At 73.2% G+C, this 18,099-nt stretch carries 14 protein-coding genes and 1 tRNA gene; 8 read left to right on the forward strand and 7 right to left on the reverse strand.

All coding sequences use genetic code 11. The annotated features are described in order from the left end of the window. Nucleotides 1–52: 52 nt before the first annotated feature. A complete protein-coding gene (locus ACIPEP_RS12060; RefSeq protein ID WP_402717406.1) occupies nt 53–1,996 on the reverse strand; it encodes a TPM domain-containing protein in 1,944 nt (647 codons plus the stop codon). Between the two features lie 274 nt (nt 1,997–2,270). Here ACIPEP_RS12060 and ACIPEP_RS12065 point away from each other — a divergent pair, with 274 nt between their 5' ends. Together ACIPEP_RS12065 and ACIPEP_RS12070 are read left to right on the forward strand one after the other, a co-directional pair. Then, entirely contained in the window at nt 2,271–2,474 is a 204-nt protein-coding gene (locus ACIPEP_RS12065) for a hypothetical protein (protein WP_022905704.1), read from the forward strand. 24 nt (nt 2,475–2,498) lie between these two features. Beyond that, nucleotides 2,499–3,062: a 4'-phosphopantetheinyl transferase family protein gene (locus tag ACIPEP_RS12070; RefSeq protein ID WP_402717407.1), complete on the forward strand. Its 564-nt coding sequence runs from the start codon at nt 2,499–2,501 to the stop codon at nt 3,060–3,062. Here ACIPEP_RS12070 and map read toward each other — a convergent pair. Next, nucleotides 3,046–3,813: a type I methionyl aminopeptidase gene (gene map, locus ACIPEP_RS12075; RefSeq protein ID WP_402717408.1), complete on the reverse strand. Its 768-nt coding sequence runs from the start codon at nt 3,811–3,813 to the stop codon at nt 3,046–3,048. The two genes, ACIPEP_RS12070 and map, sit on opposite strands and share 17 nt — an antisense overlap. 45 nt (nt 3,814–3,858) lie before the next feature. Between map and ACIPEP_RS12080 the strand changes: the two genes are divergently transcribed. Continuing rightward, a complete protein-coding gene (locus ACIPEP_RS12080; RefSeq protein WP_402717409.1) occupies nt 3,859–4,155 on the forward strand; it encodes a helix-turn-helix domain-containing protein in 297 nt (98 codons plus the stop codon). Between the two features lie 25 nt (nt 4,156–4,180). On the opposite strand, the gene ACIPEP_RS12085 is transcribed toward ACIPEP_RS12080, so the two are convergent. From ACIPEP_RS12085 to ACIPEP_RS12105, 5 genes are all read right to left on the reverse strand, one after another. Then, the gene (locus ACIPEP_RS12085) at nt 4,181–5,572 is read right to left on the reverse strand and encodes a M1 family metallopeptidase (protein ID WP_402717410.1); all 1,392 of its coding nucleotides are present in this window, start codon (nt 5,570–5,572) and stop codon (nt 4,181–4,183) included. After that, nucleotides 5,497–9,423 (reverse strand): Pls/PosA family non-ribosomal peptide synthetase, encoded by a 3,927-nt coding sequence (locus tag ACIPEP_RS12090; protein ID WP_402717411.1) that lies wholly within the window; start codon nt 9,421–9,423, stop codon nt 5,497–5,499. The genes ACIPEP_RS12085 and ACIPEP_RS12090 overlap by 76 nt, the downstream gene beginning before the upstream one ends. A 45-nt stretch (nt 9,424–9,468) precedes the next feature. Next, nucleotides 9,469–10,464 (reverse strand): Gfo/Idh/MocA family protein, encoded by a 996-nt coding sequence (locus ACIPEP_RS12095; protein ID WP_402717412.1) that lies wholly within the window; start codon nt 10,462–10,464, stop codon nt 9,469–9,471. Between the two features lie 200 nt (nt 10,465–10,664). Next, nucleotides 10,665–10,736: transfer RNA gene (locus ACIPEP_RS12100), tRNA-Arg, on the reverse strand. A gap of 111 nt (nt 10,737–10,847) precedes the next feature. Next, nucleotides 10,848–11,423, reverse strand: coding sequence for a hypothetical protein (locus ACIPEP_RS12105; protein ID WP_402717413.1), 576 nt, complete (start codon nt 11,421–11,423; stop codon nt 10,848–10,850). A 59-nt stretch (nt 11,424–11,482) separates the two neighbouring features. On the opposite strand from ACIPEP_RS12105, the gene argS reads away from it, so the two are divergent. The 5 genes from argS to thrC all read left to right on the forward strand — a co-directional run bounded on the left by argS (nt 11,483) and on the right by thrC (nt 18,077). Continuing rightward, nucleotides 11,483–13,153, forward strand: a complete 1,671-nt coding sequence (gene argS / locus ACIPEP_RS12110; protein WP_402717414.1) for an arginine--tRNA ligase — start codon at nt 11,483–11,485, stop codon at nt 13,151–13,153. Between the two features lie 230 nt (nt 13,154–13,383). Further along, nucleotides 13,384–14,139, forward strand: a complete 756-nt coding sequence (locus ACIPEP_RS12115; protein ID WP_402717415.1) for an LmeA family phospholipid-binding protein — start codon at nt 13,384–13,386, stop codon at nt 14,137–14,139. Between the two features lie 58 nt (nt 14,140–14,197). Continuing rightward, nucleotides 14,198–15,601 carry a diaminopimelate decarboxylase gene (gene lysA, locus ACIPEP_RS12120; RefSeq protein WP_092386947.1) on the forward strand — a complete coding sequence of 468 codons (1,404 nt, stop codon included), beginning with the start codon at nt 14,198–14,200 and terminating at the stop codon, nt 15,599–15,601. A 44-nt stretch (nt 15,602–15,645) separates the two neighbouring features. Continuing rightward, nucleotides 15,646–16,953, forward strand: coding sequence for a homoserine dehydrogenase (locus ACIPEP_RS12125; RefSeq protein WP_071302517.1), 1,308 nt, complete (start codon nt 15,646–15,648; stop codon nt 16,951–16,953). A 44-nt stretch (nt 16,954–16,997) separates the two neighbouring features. After that, on the forward strand, nt 16,998–18,077 hold the full coding sequence (gene thrC, locus ACIPEP_RS12130) for a threonine synthase (protein WP_070416299.1): 1,080 nt from the start codon (nt 16,998–17,000) through the stop codon (nt 18,075–18,077). The last annotated feature ends 22 nt before the right edge of the window (nt 18,078–18,099 follow it).

Raw genomic sequence — 18,099 nt, forward strand, 5'->3', positions numbered from 1 at the left:
GTTCCCTTTCGTGGAAGGACTGGTGTGGTGCTGTTGGTCTGTGGTGCCCGGGCTAGAAGCGGCCGCCGCCGGAGAAACCGCCCCCGCCGCCTCCGCCGCCCCCGCCGAAGCCGCCGCCGCCCCCGAAGCCGCCGCCTCCGCCGAAGCCGCCACCCCCGAAGGAGCCGCCGCCGTAGCTGCCGCCGCGTCCGCCGAGCAGGCCACCGAGCACGATGCCGGTGACGAGGCCGCCGAGCTGCGCGCCGTTGCCGCCACCGCCGCCGAAGCCGCCGCCACCGCCCCAGCCGCCCATGTCGTCGTTCGCGGCGTCCATCGCGGCCGCCGCGTACTGCTCGGCCGCACGCGCTGCCTGGAGCGCCTGCCCCGGGTCCGTCGTGGCGAGCTGGACGGCGTCGTCGAGTGCTCGTTGCGCCTCGGACAGCCGCGTCCGCGCCGTCGGTCCGACCCCGCCGCGGTGCAGGGAGATGAACTCGCGCGCCTGGCTGATCCGGTTCCGGGCGTCGCGGAGCGCGTCGTCGAGCGCACGGGATGCTCGACGCTGCTGTTCCTCGGCGCCACGGGCCGCGGCGATGGCCTGGTCGATCTCGGTGTTCGCCTTGGTGAGGGCGTCGACCGCGGTGATCGGGTCCTTCGGGTCGAAGCCCTGCCGCAGCACGGTCTCGGCACGGGTGACCGCGGCGGCGAGTTCCGGTCCGCCGACGGTGAGGGTGCGCGCCGCGGCGACGTCGCCCTCGATGTCGACGCGCATCGCTTCGGCGCGTGCGGTGGCCTCGGCGAAGCTCGCCTCGGCAGCGCTCGCGCTCGACGTGAGCTGCTGCACCTGCGCGAGGGCGTGCTGGGCGTCGCGCACGGCGACGACCGCCTCGCCCTTGTCGCCCGCGGCGATCGCGGCGGTGGCCGCCTGGGACCGTTCGGTCGCGTAGGCGAGGACCTGCTCGGCCTGGTCGACGCTGTCCGACACGGTCGCGAGGGTCCGGCCGGTGTACGCCGAGCGGACCCGGTCCAGCGCGGCGCTCGCCTGCTGGACCGATGCCGGGGCGGTGGCGACGGCCTGCGCGAGCGCGGCAGCGGCTTCCTCGACGCCGTCCTCGAGCGAGCGGAGCTTGTCGAACGACTCCGTCTGCTCCTCGATCGAGGCGTGCGCCTGCTCGCAGATGGCGATGATCTGGTTCGCCCAGTCGGCGCGCTGCTGCGGGGAGTCCGGGATCTCGTCGTCGAGCTGCTGCTGGAACGTGAAGGCCTTGCGCACGGCTTGCTGCGCCGCGGCGACCGCCTCGGCGAAGGGCTTCGCGGCGTCGGCCCCGAACTGCGCGGTGGCGAACCCGACCTCTTGCTCGGCGGTGCGCAGCTCGTCGTCGATCGTCACGAGGGCGCCACCGGCGGTCCGCTCGAGGTCGGCGAGGGACGCTTCCTGCGCCTTCGTCGCGGCGGCCGTCCGGCGCTTGTTCCGCGTCCGGATGACGAGCACCACGACGACGACCGCGACGACCAGGACGGCGAGGAGGATCCACAGCCAGGTGAGGTCCGGCGGCGCCTGGGTGTCGGCGAGGCCGTTCGCGAAGGCCAGCGCGGCACCGGACCAGTCGCTCTGCTTGAGGGCCGGCAGCAGGTCGTCGTCCACCGCGGACTGGACGTCGGACTCCGAGATGCTCGTCTCGTTCGTCTGCTGGACGTCGTAGTTCCGGTCGTCGACGGCGACCGACAGCAGGATGCCGTCGGCGTCGATCTGGTTCGCCGACATCGTCGCGGCGCCCCACTCGGTGTGGTCCGACGGGTTCGTGAACGTCGGGACGAAGACGACGTAGAGCTGGGTCTTCGTGTCCGTGTAGAGCTGCTGCACGGCGTTCTCGATCCGGGACTGCTGCGAGGAGCTGAGCACGTCGGCTTCGTCGAGGACGTACGCGCCACCGAGGTCGACCGGTGCGGTCGCTCGCGCCGTCGCCGCCGGCGCCAGCACGAGGAACACGGCCAGGAGTGCCGCAGCGATGCGTCCCACCAGCCCCGGCGTCCCCCTGTCGGTCCTCGTCCTGCCCGTGGCCGATCCGCCCTGGACCGCTCGCATCCGTCCTCCGTCCGTCGCCGTGGTCACGGTCCGAGTACCCCCGGAACCGCGCCCCGGAGCGCTGTTGCCCGGAGTCTATCCACGCCGCGCAGCTCTCGGACAGACTCCGGGCGAACCCTCGTGGAACCCCGGGCCTGTGCAGGTGTTGTACCCCAGACCGGGGTATGCTCGGGGAGCGTTCGACGACGAACGAGACAGGGGAACTGCAATGGAACGAACAACCAGCACCGAGGTCGTCCCACTCGAGGACGGCTACCACCGTGTGTCGACGCCGGCGAGCGGTGTCATCGGCTTCGTGCGCGAGCACGACGGCCGCTACGAGGTCCTCCGCGGACGGGTGCGCCAGGCGACCCGGTCCGAAGGGCTCTACAGCACGATGAACGTCGCGCTCATCGCGCTCACCCACGCCTGAACCACCCGACGTAGGCTCGCCTGCGTGAGTCTCCCGCGCCTCCAGACCGTCGTGGTGACGATCCGGCGGTCCGGCGGCAGTCCTGACGCGGACCGGGAGGCGCTGCTCACCGCCGTCGCGTCGGCGGCGGGTGTCGACGTCTCCGCCGTGCGCGCGGGGCGCGTCTGCCCGCACTGCGCTGCGACGGACCACGGCCGCCCCTGGGCCGAGGTCGACGGCTCCGCCGTCGGCGTGAGCCTCGCACGGACCACCGACCTCGTCGCACTGGCCGTCGGACCACCCGGGATCGGCGTCGACCTCGAGCGCGTGTCGCGGGTCGCGGCAGCCCGGCTCGACGCGTTCACGCCCGGGGAGCTCGCCCGGTCCGGCGACGACACTGCCCGGGCTGCGTGCTGGGCGGTGAAGGAGGCCGTCCTGAAGCGTGACGGCCGTGGACTCCGGGTGGACCCCACCCGCGTCGACGTCGACCTGGGCAGGGGCACGGCGGTCCTGGACGGGGTGTCGCAGCCGGTCACGGTGCTGTTCCCCGCGGTCGACGTGGTGCTCGCGGTCGCGGCGGGCGGGGCTCCGGTCAGCGTGGGAGCGTGAGGACCTCGACGCCGTCCTCGGTGATCGCCACCGTGTGCTCGGTGTGCGCGGTGCGTGCTCCCGTGGCACTGCGGAGCGTCCAGCCGTCCGGGTCGGTGACGAGCACGTCGGTGTCCGCCATCACCCACGGCTCGAGCGCGAGGAGCAGCCCGGGGCGGAGGGTGTAGCCGCGTCCGGGTCGCCCGGTGTTCGACACGTGCGGGTCCTGGTGCATCGTCGAGCCGATGCCGTGGCCGCCGAACTCGACGTTGACGGGGTAGCCGGCGCCCTCGAGCACCGTGCCGATGGCGTGCGACAGGTCGCCCGTGCGGACCCCGGGGCCGGCGGTCTCGATCGCTGCGGCGAGGGCGCGCTCGGTGGCGTCGATGAGGGCCAGGTCGGCCGGGTCCGCTGTGCCGACCGCGAAGCTGACGGCGGCGTCGGCGGCGATGCCGTCGAGTGACACGGCCAGGTCGAGCGTCAGCAGATCGCCGTCCTGCAGGGTCCGGTCGTGGGGGAGGCCGTGCAGGACGGCGTCGTTGACGGCGGTGCACACGTGGTGGCCGAACGGCCCGCGTCCGAACGACGGGGCGTAGTCGACGTAGCAGGACTCGGCGCCGGCGTCCTCGATCATCGCCTTCGTCCACCGGTCGATCTCGAGCAGGTTCGTGCCGACGCGGGTGCGCTCGCGCAGGGTCTGCAGGATCGTGCCGACGAGCGCTCCGGTGGCGCGGGCCCGGTCGACCTCGGCCGGGGTGAGGATCTCGATCATGGGATGATCATACCGGTACTGGAAGACCGGTATTAGTGTGGGCACATGGTCCGTCTCCCGCTCAGCCCCGCCGAGGTCGCCCGTGGTCGGCGCCTCGGAGCGCTGCTCCGCCGTGCCCGCGGGGAGCGCTCGATGCTCGACACGGCGCTGCGGGCCGGGATCTCGCCGGAGACGCTGCGGAAGATCGAGACCGGCCGCATCGCGACGCCGGCGTTCTCGACGATCGCGTCCGTCGCCGGGGTCGTCGGGCTGTCCCTCGACGCGGTGTGGGCCGAAGTGAACGGCGCCCCGGATACGGCCGACGTCGGCGGCGCCCCGGACCTGGTCGAGACCGCGAGCTGACGCGCGCGACGCCGCCGGCGGTTCCCTACAGCTCGGGGACGGTGGGCTCGTCGAGCCAGGGAGCCGTCACGGCCCGGACCGCGTCGACGGCGGTCCCGGCTGCGTCGGCGAACGCGGCGTGCACGTCCTCCGGTGCGACCGACCCGTACCGGTGTCGCTCGGTGATCGTCCGGAGCCCGGCGAAGAACGCGTCGTCTCCGACCGACCGACGGACGGCGTGCAGGGCCAGGGCGCCGCGCTTGTAGACCCGGTCGTCGAACATGTCCTTCGGGCCCGGGTCGGCCACGACGAGGTCCTCGGGCTGCTCCAGGAGCCCGTCGCGGTACGTCGCCGCGAGGGTGTCCGCCGACTCGCCGCCGCGGTGCTCCGACCAGAGCCACTCGGCGTAGCAGGCGAAGCCCTCGTGCAACCAGATGTCCTTCCACCTGGTGACCGTCACCGAGTTGCCGAACCACTGGTGCGCGAGCTCGTGTGCGATGAGCCGGTCGGTGCCGTGCTCGCCGTCGACGTGGTTCCGGCCGAAGACCGCCAGGCCGTGCGCCTCGAGCGGGATCTCGAGCTCGTCGTCGGTCACCACGACGCCGTACGACGCGAACGGGTACGGCCCGAACCGGTCCGCGTACAGGGCGAGCATGTCCGGCACCCGCCCGAAGTCCGTCTTCGCGGCCGTGCCGAGGTCGGCGGGGTGGTGCAGCGTGACGGGGGTGTCCGAGCCGCGGAGCTTCGTCGTGCGGTAGCGCCCGATCTGCACCGTCGCGAGGTACGTCGCCATCGGCTCGGTCGTGGCGTACGTCCACGTCGTGCCGGCGCGGGCGCGCTCCTTGCCGAGCAGCTCGCCGTTCGCGACGACGTCGTACGCGGCCTCGGCGGTGATCTCGAACCGGTAGGTGGCCTTGTCGTCCGGTCGGTCGTTGCACGGGAACCACGACGGGGCGCCGGTGGGCTGCGCGGCGACGATGACGCCGTCGGTCAGCTCCTCCCAGCCGATCTGGCCCCACGGGCTGCGGAGCGGGTGCGGTGTGCCGCGGTACCGCACGTGGACGGTGAACTCCGTGCCGGCGGCGACGGGCTCGGCCGGGGTCACGGTGAGCTTGTGCGTCGCGGTCGTGTGCTTCTTCGCCCGCTTGCCGTCGACGTCCACCCGGTCGACCGTCATGCCGTGCAGGTCGAGGACGACACGGTCGAGGTCCTCGTGCGCCCGGCCGGCGATCGTCGCGGTGCCGTCGAGGCGGTTCGTCGCGACGCGGTACTCCAGACGGAGGTCGTAGTGGTGGGTGCTCCACCGTCGGTCGCCGCTGTGCGGGGTGTACGGGTCGGCGTCTGGGTTCGTCGAGGCGGGCTTCACGGTGCCGTCGAGTCTGCCACGGCGACGTGCTCGACGGACGACCGCGCCGGCACCGGCGGCGCCGATGTCCACGGAGCGATCGGGTTGCCGGACCAGTGCGTCCCGCCGGGCACCTGCTCGCCGCGCATCACGAGGGACGCCGGCCCGACGGTGGCGCCCGGTCCGATGCCCGCCGCCGGCAGCACCACGCTGTGCGGCCCGAGCGTCGCGCCCGGGTCGAGACGGACCTCGTCGAGCTGCATCACCCGGTCGTGGAACAGGTGCGTCTGCACGACCGTGCCGCGGGCCACGGCGGCTCCGGACCCGATCGTCACGAGGTCGGCCTCCGGGAGCCAGTACGTCTCGAGCCAGGTGCCGCGGCCGATCGTCGCCCCGAGACTGCGGAGCCACGCAGCGAGGGCCGGGGTCCCCGTCGCCTGCTCGGCGAACCACGGCCGGGCGACCGTCTCGACGAACGTGTCCTGCACCTCGTTCCGCCACACGAACGACGACCAGAGCGGGTGCTCGCGGGCGTCGATCCGGCCGACGAAGGACCACTTCGCGATCGTCGACACCACCGCTGCGACGGCACCGGCGACGATGAGCACCGGCCCGGCGAGCAGCACCGTCCACCCGATGCCCACGGCCGTCCAGAGCGCGAGCAGCGTGCCGACCACGCCGAGCGCGATCCCCGCGGACACCATCGGGGCGACCAGGCGGAGGAGTTCCCAGCAGCCTCGAGCGACCTTGAGGGACCGCGGCGGCCGGAACGTGCGCTCCTCGTCGAACTCCGCCGTGGCGCGCCGGAGCCGCACCGGGGGAGAGCCGAGCCACGACGATCCGCGCTTCGCCTTCTTCGGGACGGCGGACAGCACCGCGACCAGGGCCTCGCGCGGCACCGAACGTCCGGCGCCCGTCATCCCGCTGTTGCCGAGGAACGCCCGCCGTCCCACCTTCGACCGACCGATCCGCACCCGACCGCCGCCGAGCTCGTACGTCGCCACCATCGTGTCGTCGGCGAGGAACGCCCCCGAGGCGATCTGCGTGAGCGCCGGGATGAGCAGGACCGTCGAGATCTCGGTGTTCCGTCCCACCCGCGCCCCGAGCAGCCGGAGCCAGAGCGGGGTCACGAGCGACGCGTACACCGGGAACAGCAGCGTCCGGGCGCCGTCGAGGATCCGCTCGGTCGTCCACACCTGCCAGCCGATCCGGGAGCGCACCGGGTGCCGACCCTCGTGCAGACCGATCCCGAGCAACCGCACCGCGGCCACGACGAGTGCCGCGTACACGAGCCCCGCGACGACCGTCCCCACCGGTACCCACGCCAGCGCGAGCAGCACGGCCCGCTGGAGGGACGCGACCGGTCCGACGAGGAGCCACACCAGCCCCACCCCCGCGGCGACACCGATCACCGGCAACCCGGCCACGGCCAGGGACCCGGCCCCGTACGCCAGCAGCCACCGGCGTCGGGACGGGGGTCGCGCCTCCCGGTCGTGCCGAGCCGACCCGACGCGTTCCGCCGGCGACCCCGCCCACCGCTCCCCGTCGGGGACCCGGTCGGCGACCGCGGAACCGGCCTCCACCTCGGCACCGACGCCCACGTGCGCACCAGGCAGCAGCGTCGTCCGGCTGTGCACCACGGCGTCCGCGTCGATCCGGACCCGGCCGAGCCGGAACACGTCGCCGTCGACCCAGTGTCCGGCGAGGTCGACCTCGGGCTCGATCGACGTCCGCTTGCCGACCGTCAGCATCCCGGTCACCGGCGGCAGCGCGTGCAGGTCCACGTCCTTGCCGATCGTCGCGCCCAAGGCCCTGGCGTAGTAGCTGATCCAGGGCGCACCGGCCGTCGAGGGGCCGTCCACCGCCTCGGCGATCCGCTCCGCGAGCCAGACCCGCACGTGCACCGACCCGCCACGGGGGTGGTCACCCGGACGCACCCCGACGAGGAGGGCCCGGACGAGGACGACCGTCACGGCCATCTTCCCCGCCGGGGTGACGAACAGGACGAGCGCCACGACGAGCGCCGGCCAGGGCAGGACCGGGACGGACGGCAGCGTCGTCGCGTGCAGCACCGCCGCCACGAGCGCCGTCCACGTCAGCACCCGCAGACCACGGAGCACCTGCAGGGGCAGCCCGAGCACCGTCATCACCACACCCGTCGCCGGCGGGACCGGCCGGACGTCACGCGGCACCGACGTCACCGGGCCGGAGTCGTCGAGCGCGTCCGCCAGCGCCCCGATCCGCGGGTGGTCGTACACGTCGGCCACCGTCGTCGTCGGGAAGCGCTCACGGATCGCCGACACGAGCTGCGCCGCCGTCAGCGACCCCCCGCCGTGCGCGAAGAAGTCGTCGTCGACGCTGGCCACCGGCACCCCGAGGATCGCGGACCACCGCTCGGCGATCCACGCCACCGTGTCCGGGAGCATCGTCGTGTCCGACGACCCCGGCAACGGCCACGGGAGCGCGGCACGGTCGACCTTGCCCGAGGTCCGCGTCGGCAGCGAGTCCACCACTGCGAGCAGGGGCACGAGCGCCGCCGGGAGCTCCTCACGCAGCCGAGCGTTCGCCGCCGCCACGTCCACCGTCGCACCCGCGGCCGGCGCGACGTACCCGACCAGCACCTGGTTGCCCGCCGGCGTCCGCTGCACCACGGCTGCACCCCCGGCCACGTCCGGCAGGCCCTGCAGCGCCGCGTCGATCTCCCCGAGCTCGATGCGACGACCGCCGAGCTTCACCTGGTCGTCCGCACGACCCTGGAACACGAGTCCCTCGGGGTCGTACCGCACCAGGTCCCCGCTCCGGTACGCCCGCTCCCACCCGAGCTCCGGGAACGGCGCGTACTTCTCGGCGTCCTTCGCCGGGTCCAGGTACCGCCCGAGCCCGACGCCGCCGATGACGAGCTCCCCGACGCCCCCCGGCTCCACCCGGGCACCCGCCGCGTCCACGACCGCGAGGTCCCAGCCGTCCAACGGCAACCCGATCCGGATCGGCGTGCTCCCGTCGAGCAGGGCACCGCACGCCACCACCGTCGCCTCGGTCGGACCGTACGTGTTCCACACCTCCCGCTCGCGGCTCGCGATCCGCGCAGCGAGCTCCGGCGGGCAGGCCTCACCACCGAAGATGACCAACCGCACCTGCTCCAGCGCGTCGTCCGGCCACAGCGCCGCGAGCGTCGGCACCGTCGACACCACCGTGATCCCGTGCGCGATGAGCCACGGCCCCAGGTCCACCCCGGTGCGCACGAGCGACCGCGGCGCCGGCACCAGGCACGCACCGTGGCCCCACGCCAACCACATCTCCTCGCACGACGCGTCGAACGCCACGCTCAGACCCGCCAGCACCCGGTCGCCCGGACCGATCGGCGCGGCCCGCAGGAACATCCGCGCCTCGGCGTCCACGAACGCCGCAGCGGACCGGTGCGTCACGGCGACGCCCTTGGGCACGCCGGTCGACCCGGACGTGAAGATGATCCACGCGTCGTCGTCCTGCCGGGGGAGCTCGGCGCTCGCCGCGGGGTCGGTCACCGGGAGTTCCGCGCCGTCGCGGTCACGCAGGACGCCGCCCACTCCGATCACGCCGACGACGCCGGCCTCGCCGAACACGAGCGTGGCGCGTTCCTCGGGGTCGTCGGCGTCCACCGGGACGTACGCCGCACCGGCCGCGAGGACCGCGAGGATCGACACGTACAGGTCGCGCCCGCCGGACGGGATCCGGACGCCCACCCGGTCGCCCCGTCGGACCCCGCGTCGCGCGAGGTCGTCGGCCTGCTCGTGCACCAGTCGCACGAGCGTCGCGTAGTCGATCGTGCCGGCCGGGTCCTCGAGCGCGGTGGCGTCGGGGTGCTCGGCGGCGGTCGCGGTGAGGACGTCGAGCAGGGTCCGTGGTGCCGGGGCGTCGGCGCCCCGGGCGAGTTCGTGCTGCGGGTTCCCGGTGGCTGCGGTCATCGAGTCCTCTTCCCGGTCGCGTGCGGGGTCGACCGGCCCGTGATCCTAGGGGGTGGACGTGGCGCGTTCGGAAACACCGGGGGCGTCCGCCCGGGGACCGAGCGCGGACCGCGCCGCGTCGAGCGTCGCGGCGAGGCCGATCGAGTCGTCGAGCGAGTGCAGCGGCGACTCCGTGCGCCCCTCGGCGACGTACTGCGCGAGCGCCGCGGTCTGCCAGACGAGGCCCTGTCTGCCACGGAGGCCGCTCTCGTCCTCCCAGTGCGCCGCCTCCGCGCCGTGGTGCAGCGCGAAGGACGCCGGGAACACGAAGTGGTCGGTGTACCGCACGGTGGCCGTGCTCCCCGCGATGACCGCGAGTCCGGGCGTCCACGCCGTCATCGTCGTGGTCACCACGGCCTGCGCGCCGCCGGCCGACGTCGACACGGTGACGGACTGGAGGTCCACCCCGCGTCCGGAGACCGCTCCCGTCGTGCTGCTGGTCACCGGGGCGCCGGTGGCGAACCGTGCGAACCAGTGCCCGTAGACACCGGCATCGAGGAGGGCGCCGCCGCCGGCGGCGGGGTCGAACATGCGGTCGGCGGGGTCGGGGTCGTGCGGCCAGCCGACGTCGACGGACGCGAGCCGGACGTCGCCGAGGGCGCCGTCCGCGAGGAGCCGTGCGACGACGGTGGTCCCCGGGAGGTACCGGGTCCACATCGCCTCCATCGCGAACACCCCGGCGCTGCGGGCGGCCTCGGCGAGGGTGCGGGTGTCCGCCTCCGACGTGGTCATCGGCTTCTCGACGAGGACGTGCTTGCCCGCGGCGATCGCGAGGAGCGCGTGGCCGAGGTGCTGCGGGTGCGGTGAGGCGACGTAGACGACGTCGACGGCGGGGTCGGCGACGAGGGCTTCGTACGAGCCGTGCACGCCGGGGATCCCGTGTCGCCGGGCGAAGGCGGCGGCGCGTTCGGGGGAGCGGGAGCCGACGGCGACGACGCGCTGGTCGGAGTTCGCGTGGAGCGTCGACGTGAAGTCGCCCGCGATCTCGCCGGGACCGATCACGCCCCACCCGAGCCTCGGCCCGCCTCGCAGCGGCGCAACACCAGGTTCCGGAAACACCATCGTCATGCGCCCGACGCTACCGCGTTGTGCGCCCCTGATGGCCCCGCCCCGACTGCTCCCAGAGGGAAGGTCGGCGAAGCCGACATCGCGGGCAGCCGCCTGAGCGAAGCGAAGTCGCCTGCTTCCGCGGGTATTTCCTGTGCCCCCAGGAGGATTCGAACCTCCGCCCCTGCCTCCGGAGGGCAGTGCTCTATCCCCTGAGCTATGGGGGCCCTGGGTGGAACCAACCGTAGCAGGTCCGCACGGCTGTCCGAGACCACGCGTGTCGTGACGGGAGGCGCGGGTCGGGCCCGCACCGCGCCTCCCGTCCGACCCGTGTCGGGTCAGCCGGCCGGCGTCGCGGACGCGCTCGGCTGCACGATGCTCCGCACCGCGTCGACGACCGGCTGCGCGCCGCCGGGCTCGGTGAAGAGGGTGGAGGTCGCGGTGATCCAGTACGGGTCGGCGAAGGCGTCCGCGCGCCCGACGCCGTCGGTGAGCGAGAAGTACCCCTCGACCCGGTAGGTCGGCACGGATCCGCCCCGTTCGTAGAGCGCGTCCTTGAGGTTCGTGAGCGACTTCTCAGGCAGGTCGGCGACGGCGACCGTGATCGTCGTCGAGGCGTCGTCGGTCGCGCTCCAGTGGCACACGCGGCCGCGCTGCTCGGCGATGCGCGCCGCCGGGGTCCCCTTCTCCGGCGTGAAGTCGTCGTCGAGGGTGAACGTCTTCCCGTAGACGGACAGGGCGTCGGCGGGCAGGAGCTCGGTGCACGTCTGTGCGACCCGTTTCCCGATCGGACCCGCCGTGGCGCTCGGCGTGGCGCCGTCCGAGCCGCCGCCGGAGCACGCCACCAGGGCGACGGACGCGGACACGGTGAGGAGGGCGACGCTGATCGCCCGGACGCGGCTGCGGGTGGTCATCCCGACATGATGGTGCATCGACCGGGGAGGACCTGTGCGTCCCGGTAGACTCGACCCTCGTGACTCCTGCCGAACTCTCCGCCGCGTACCTGTCGATCCTGACCGGGATCGTCGAGCGACGAGGCGCGTCCGACACCGTGACCGTCGAGGAGTCCCACGCGGCACTCGAACGTCCGAAGAACCGCGCGCACGGCGACTGGGCCTCGAACGCGGCGATGCAGCTCGCGAAGCGGCTCGGCACGAACCCGCGCGAGCTCGCGACGGAGATCGCCGGCGAGCTGACCGAGCTCGACGGCGTGGACTCGGTCGACGTCGCCGGCCCCGGCTTCATCAACATCACGCTCGAGGCCGCCGCTGCCGGCGAGATCGCGCGCACGATCGTCGAGGGCGGCGAGTCCTTCGGGCACGGCGACCTGTACGACGGCGTGCGGATCAACCTCGAGTTCGTGTCCGCGAACCCGACCGGGCCGATCCACATGGGGGGCGTGCGCTGGGCTGCAGTGGGCGACAGCCTCGCGCGGGTGTTCCAGGCGCAGGGCGGCCTCGTCACCCGCGAGTACTACTTCAACGACCACGGCGCGCAGATCGACCGCTTCGCCCGCTCCCTCGTCGCGTCGGCGCTCGGTGAGCCCACGCCCGAGGACGGCTACGGCGGCGCGTACATCGCCGAGATCGCGGCGCGCGTGATCGCGACGCTCGACCCGTCGGTCGACGTGAAGGACCTGCCGCGCGACGAGGCGCAGGAGCTCTTCCGGCGCGAGGGCGTCGACTTCATGTTCGCCGACATCAAGTCGTCGCTGCACGACTTCGGCGTCGACTTCGACGTGTACTTCCACGAGAACGCCCTGCACGAGTCGAAGGCCGTCGAGCGCGCCATCGAGCGACTGCGCTCGGCGGGCGTGATGTACGAGGCCGAGGGTGCCGAGTGGCTCCGGACCACCGACTTCGGCGACGACCGCGACCGCGTCGTCATCAAGTCGGACGGCGAGCCCGCCTACATCGCCGGCGACCTGGCGTACTACCTCGACAAGCGCGAGCGCGGCTTCGAGCGGAACCTCATCATGCTCGGCGCGGACCACCACGGCTACGTCGGCCGGATGATGGCGATGTGCGCCGCGTTCGGGGACGAGCCGGGCAAGAACCTCGAGATCCTCATCGGGCAGATGGTCAACCTGCTCAAGGACGGCGAACCGATGCGCATGTCGAAGCGCAACGGCACGATCGTCACGATGGAGGACCTCGTCGACGCCGTGGGCGTGGACGCCGGCCGGTACTCGCTCGTCCGGTTCGCCAGCGACACCGCGATCGACATCGACCTCGACCTGCTCACGAAGCGCACGAACGACAACCCCGTCTTCTACGTGCAGTACGCCCACGCCCGCACGCAGTCCGTGGCCCGCAACGCCGCGAACGCCGGGGTGGACCGGTCGGCCTTCGACGCCTCGCTCCTGACGCACGACACCGAGGGGGCCCTGCTCGGCGCCCTGGCGGAGTACCCGCGAGTGGTGCGCCAGGCTGCCGAGCTGCGCGAGCCGCACCGTGTGGCGCGGTACATCGAGCAGCTCGCCGGGCTCTACCACCGCTGGTACGACGCCTGCCGGGTCACGCCCCTCGGGGACGAGGCCGTGACCGACCTGCACCGCACGCGCCTCTGGCTGAACGACGCCACCGGCCAGGTCGTCCGCAACGGGCTGGGCCTGCTCGGCGTGACGGCGCCGGAGCGCATGTAGCGGACGTCGTCCGGCCGGCGCGGAGCGCTGCGCACAACCAAAGTCGCCCCGAACTGCGGAATGCCGTGGTTCGGGGCGACTTTCGTTGTGCGGCGGGCGCTGGGCGCACGCGGCCGGCGCGACCGCGCGGACGCCGCGGCCGGCGCGCCGGGCGCACGCCGGGCCCGGCGCGCCGGGCGCACGTAGCGCCTCCAGGCTCGCTGCCGGGGCCACCTGGCAAGGTGGGACGCATGTCCGCCGCCACCGTGACCCCCCGGAATCGCCGTCGTTGGCCCGTCGTGCTGATCGTCGTCGTGGTCGTCCTCGCCGCGCTCGTCGTGATCGCCGAGTTCGTCCTCCGCGGGGTCGTCGACCGCATCATCGCCCAGCAGGTCGAGCAGTCGCTGCCGTCCGGCGCCACCGGGGAGGTCGAGGCGCACGCGAAGGGCATCGTCATCCCGCAGCTGATCGGCGGGCAGCTCGACGAGGTCGAGATCTCCTCCGAGAAGCTCACGATCGACGGCATCCCGCTCGCCGCCGACGTCACCGCGCGTGACGTGCCCGTCGACGGGAAGGGCGACGTGCGCGACGTCGACGGCCACGTCCGGCTCGCGGCCGCGTCCGTGAAGGACCTGTCGAAGTACAGCCCGCTGTTCGACCGGCTCAGCCTGGTCGACGGTGGCGTAGAGCTCTCCGGCAAGACGGCGGTCCTCGGCTACGACATCACCTACGCGGCGAAGGGCGACGTCGCCGCGCAGGACGACGGCAAGGGCATCACGATCACGCCGAAGACGGTGCGGATCACGAACTCGTCACTCGGCCTCAAGGTGGACTCGATCCCGGGCGTCACGAACGTCCCCGTCGAGGTCTGCACGGCGCAGTTCCTGCCGTCGGGGCTCCTCGTGCGGTCGCTCGACGTCACCGCCTCCGAGGCGACGGTGCGCGTCACGGCCGACTCGCTGCCGCTCAACGAGGCGGGGCTGCAGACGGTCGGTTCGTGCGGTTGAGCACATGGCTGCGTCACACGGCCGGGAGGCGCGGCTCGGCTCGGTAGGATCGGGTCCCGTGAGCGAGAACCCCCTTGCCCCGCAGCACCTGCGGTTCCCGACGGACGCCTCCGCGCTGACCGCGCGGATCTGGCCCGCCTCCGCGACCCGGACCGACGACGGCGAGCTCGTCGTCGGCGGGATCGCCGCGTCCGACCTGGTCGCGCAGTTCGGCACGCCGCTGTACGTGGTCGACGAACGCGACGTGCAGTCCCGGGCGGTGCGGGTGCGGAACGCCTTCACCGAGGCGTTCGAGCGGATCGGCACCCGGGCGCACGTCTACTACGCCGGCAAGGCGTTCCTGACGACGCAGGTCGCGGCGTGGATGGTCGAGGCCGACCTCCGCGTCGACGTGTGCACCGGCGGCGAGCTCGCGGTGGCCCTCGCCGGGGGAGTCGACCCGGCGCTGCTCGGCTTCCACGGCAACGACAAGTCGGACGCCGAGATCGCCCGCGCGGTCGAGGTCGGCGTCGGCACCATCGTCCTCGACAGCCACGAGGAAGTGCAGCGCGTCGCCCGTGCCGCGGCCGACGCCGGGGTCGTGCAGCGCGTGCGCATCCGGATCAACAGCGGGGTGCACGCGTCGACGCACGAGTACCTCGCCACCGCGCGCGAGGACCAGAAGTTCGGCATCCCCCTGACCGAGGCCGTCACCGCTGCCGAGGCCGTGCGCGCCGAGCCCTCGCTCGCCTTCGTCGGCCTGCACTCGCACATCGGCTCGCAGATCTTCGACGAGTCCGGCTTCCGCGAGGCCGCGCGTCGCCTGATGGACGTGCACGCCACGCTCGTGGCGACCGGTCCGGTGCCGGAGCTCAACCTCGGCGGCGGCTGGGGCATCGACTACACCGAGGCCGACTCGGCGTTCGAGCCGGAGGACGTCGCCGACGCGCTCGCGACCATCGTGGCCGAGGCCTGCGCCGAGCGGGACATCCCGGTCCCCGAGATCGCGGTCGAGCCCGGCCGGTACATCGTCGGGCCCGCGGGCATCACGCTCTACCGCGTCGGCACCATCAAGCCCGTGACGCTCTCGGACGACGAGCAGGAGCCCGCCACCCGGACGTACGTGTCGGTCGACGGCGGCATGAGCGACAACGCCCGACCCGCGCTCTACGGCGCCGACTACACGGCTCGGCTCGCCCGGACGTCCGACGCCCCCGCGGTCCTCACCCGCGTGGTCGGGAAGCACTGCGAGTCCGGCGACATCGTGGTGAACGACGAGTACCTGCCCGGTGACGTGCACCGCGGGGACCTCCTCGCCGTGGCCGCCACCGGTGCGTACTGCTGGAGCCTGGCGAGCAACTACAACCACGTCGGACGCCCGCCGGTCGTGGCGGTCGCCGACGGCGTACCCCGTATCCTCGTGCGTGGCGAGTCGATCGACGACCTCCTCGCCCGCGACACCGGGGTGGTCCCGGGGGCCTGAGCCCCTCGGACGACCCGACTCCCCACGAACAGGACCCGCACCAGATGATCGAATACCGCAACGTCCGCGTCGCGCTGCTCGGAGCCGGCTCGGTCGGTTCCCAGGTGGCGCGGCTGCTCCTCGAACACGGCGACGAGCTCGCCTCGCGCGCCGGGGCCGGCCTCGAGCTCGTCGGGATCGCGGTGCGCGACCTCGACGCCCCGCGCGACGTCGACCTGCCGAAGGAGCTCTTCACGACGGACGCGGCGTCGCTCATCCTCGGCGCGGACATCGTCGTCGAGCTGATCGGCGGCATCGAGCCGGCACGGACGCTCGTGCTCCAGGCGCTGCAGTCCGGCGCCGACGTCGTCACCGGCAACAAGGCCCTCCTGGCGACCCACGGCCCGGAGCTCTTCGCGGTCGCCGAGCAGGTGGGCGCACAGCTCTACTACGAGGCCGCCGTCGCCGGCGCGATCCCGATCATCCGACCGCTGCACGACTCCCTCGCCGGTGACCGCATCGAGCGCATCATGGGCATCGTCAACGGCACGACCAACTTCATCCTCGACCTGATGGACCGCGAGGGCTCGACGTTCGAGGACGCCCTCGCGACCGCCACCGAGCTCGGGTACGCCGAGGCCGACCCGACCGCCGACATCGAGGGCTACGACGCCGCGCAGAAGGCCGCGATCCTGGCGTCGCTCGCGTTCCACACCTCGGTGCCGCTCGCCGCCGTCCACCGCGAGGGCATCACCTCGGTGACGATCGAGCAGGTCCGGGCCGCGCGCAAGGCCGGGTACGTCGTGAAGATCCTCGCGACGGCCGAGCGCCTGACCGACGAGCAGGGCACCGAGGGCGTCAGCGCCCGCGTGTACCCGGCCCTGGTGCCGGAGTCACACCCGCTCGCGAGCGTGCACGGGGCGAAGAACGCCGTGTTCGTCGAGGCCGAGGCCGCCGGCGACCTGATGTTCTACGGCGCCGGTGCCGGCGGGGTCGAGACCGCCTCGGCCGTCCTCGGCGACCTGGTGTCCGCCGCGCGCCGACACGTCATCGGTGGCCCCGGCATCGCCGAGTCGACCCAGTCCGCGCTGCCGGTGTTCCCGATCGGCACCGTCCGCACGCGCTACCAGATCACGCTGCACGTCACGGACGCCCCGGGTGTCCTGTCGACCGTCGCCGGCGTCCTCGCGAAGCACGGCGTCAGCGTCGAGACCGTCGAGCAGACCGTCGCCACCGGGTCCGACGCGACCGCGACCCTCGTCATCGGCACGCACCTGGCGCGCGAGTCCGACCTCGCCGCGACGGTGGTCGCCCTCCGCAACGAGGACGTCGTCGCCGAGGTCACGAGCGTCCTCCGCGTCGTCGGCGCCTGAGCCGCGCCCGACCGAACTCCAGAACCGACAAGAAGGGGAGCCTCATGGCCCACCAGTGGCAGGGTGTCCTGCGCGAGTACGCCGACCGTCTCGACGTCACCGAGGCGACGCCCGTCGTCACGCTCGGTGAGGGCGGGACCCCGCTCATCCCGGCGCGCCGCCTGTCCGAGCGCACGGGGGCCGAGGTCTACGTCAAGTTCGAGGGCATGAACCCGACCGGGTCGTTCAAGGACCGCGGCATGACCATGGCGATCTCGAAGGCCGTCGAGCACGGCGCGAAGGCCGTCATCTGCGCCTCGACCGGCAACACCAGCGCCTCCGCCGCCGCGTACGCCACGCACGCGGGCATCACCGCCGCGGTGCTCGTGCCCGAGGGCAAGATCGCCATGGGCAAGCTCAGCCAGGCCGTCGCCCACGACGCCCAGCTGCTGCAGGTGCAGGGCAACTTCGACGACTGCCTCGACATCGCGCGCGACCTCGCCGCGAACTACCCGGTGCACCTGGTGAACTCGGTCAACAACGACCGCATCGAGGGGCAGAAGACCGCCGCGTTCGAGGTCGTCGACGTCCTCGGTGACGCGCCCGACTTCCACTTCCTGCCGGTCGGCAACGCGGGCAACTACACGGCGTACTCCCGCGGCTACCGCGAGGACGTGGCCGCCGGTCGGTCGTCCAGGCTCCCGCGCATGTTCGGCTTCCAGGCCGCGGGCTCGGCCCCGATCGTCCGCGGCGAGGTCGTCCGCAACCCGGACACCATCGCGTCCGCGATCCGCATCGGCAACCCGGCCTCGTGGGAGTTCGCGCTCGAGGCCCGTGACGAGACCGACGGCTACTTCGGTGCCATCACCGACGAGGCGATCCTCGCCGCGCACCGCATCCTCTCCGCCGAGGTCGGCGTCTTCGTCGAGCCCGCCTCGGCCATCGGCGTCGCCGGGCTCCTCGAGCGTGCCGACGCCGGCGTCGTGCCGAAGGGCGCGAAGGTCGTCATCACGGTGACCGGCCACGGCCTCAAGGACCCGCAGTGGGCCCTCCGCACGCAGGACGGCGGCGAGGTCACCCCGACGAGCGTCCCGGTCGACACCAAGTCGGTCGCCGACGTGCTCGGACTGGTCGGCGCCGAGTGAGCCCCGACCGCTCGTCCGGACC

The organism is Curtobacterium sp. NPDC087082 (assembly GCF_044745045.1).
Taxonomy (GTDB): Bacteria; Actinomycetota; Actinomycetes; order Actinomycetales; family Microbacteriaceae; genus Curtobacterium.

Excerpts from the sequence above, each read along its gene's own strand:
- ACIPEP_RS12065 (WP_022905704.1), top strand. The coding sequence starts at position 2,271 with ATGGAACGAACAACCAGCACCGAGGTCGTCCCACTCGAGGACGGCTAC.
- map (WP_402717408.1), bottom strand. The coding sequence starts at position 3,813 with ATGATCGAGATCCTCACCCCGGCCGAGGTCGACCGGGCCCGCGCCACC.
- ACIPEP_RS12080 (WP_402717409.1), top strand. The coding sequence starts at position 3,859 with ATGGTCCGTCTCCCGCTCAGCCCCGCCGAGGTCGCCCGTGGTCGGCGC.
- ACIPEP_RS12090 (WP_402717411.1), bottom strand. The coding sequence starts at position 9,423 with ATGACCGCAGCCACCGGGAACCCGCAGCACGAACTCGCCCGGGGCGCC.
- ACIPEP_RS12105 (WP_402717413.1), bottom strand. The coding sequence starts at position 11,423 with ATGACCACCCGCAGCCGCGTCCGGGCGATCAGCGTCGCCCTCCTCACC.
- ACIPEP_RS12115 (WP_402717415.1), top strand. The coding sequence starts at position 13,384 with ATGTCCGCCGCCACCGTGACCCCCCGGAATCGCCGTCGTTGGCCCGTC.
- ACIPEP_RS12125 (WP_071302517.1), top strand. The coding sequence starts at position 15,646 with ATGATCGAATACCGCAACGTCCGCGTCGCGCTGCTCGGAGCCGGCTCG.
- thrC (WP_070416299.1), top strand. The coding sequence starts at position 16,998 with ATGGCCCACCAGTGGCAGGGTGTCCTGCGCGAGTACGCCGACCGTCTC.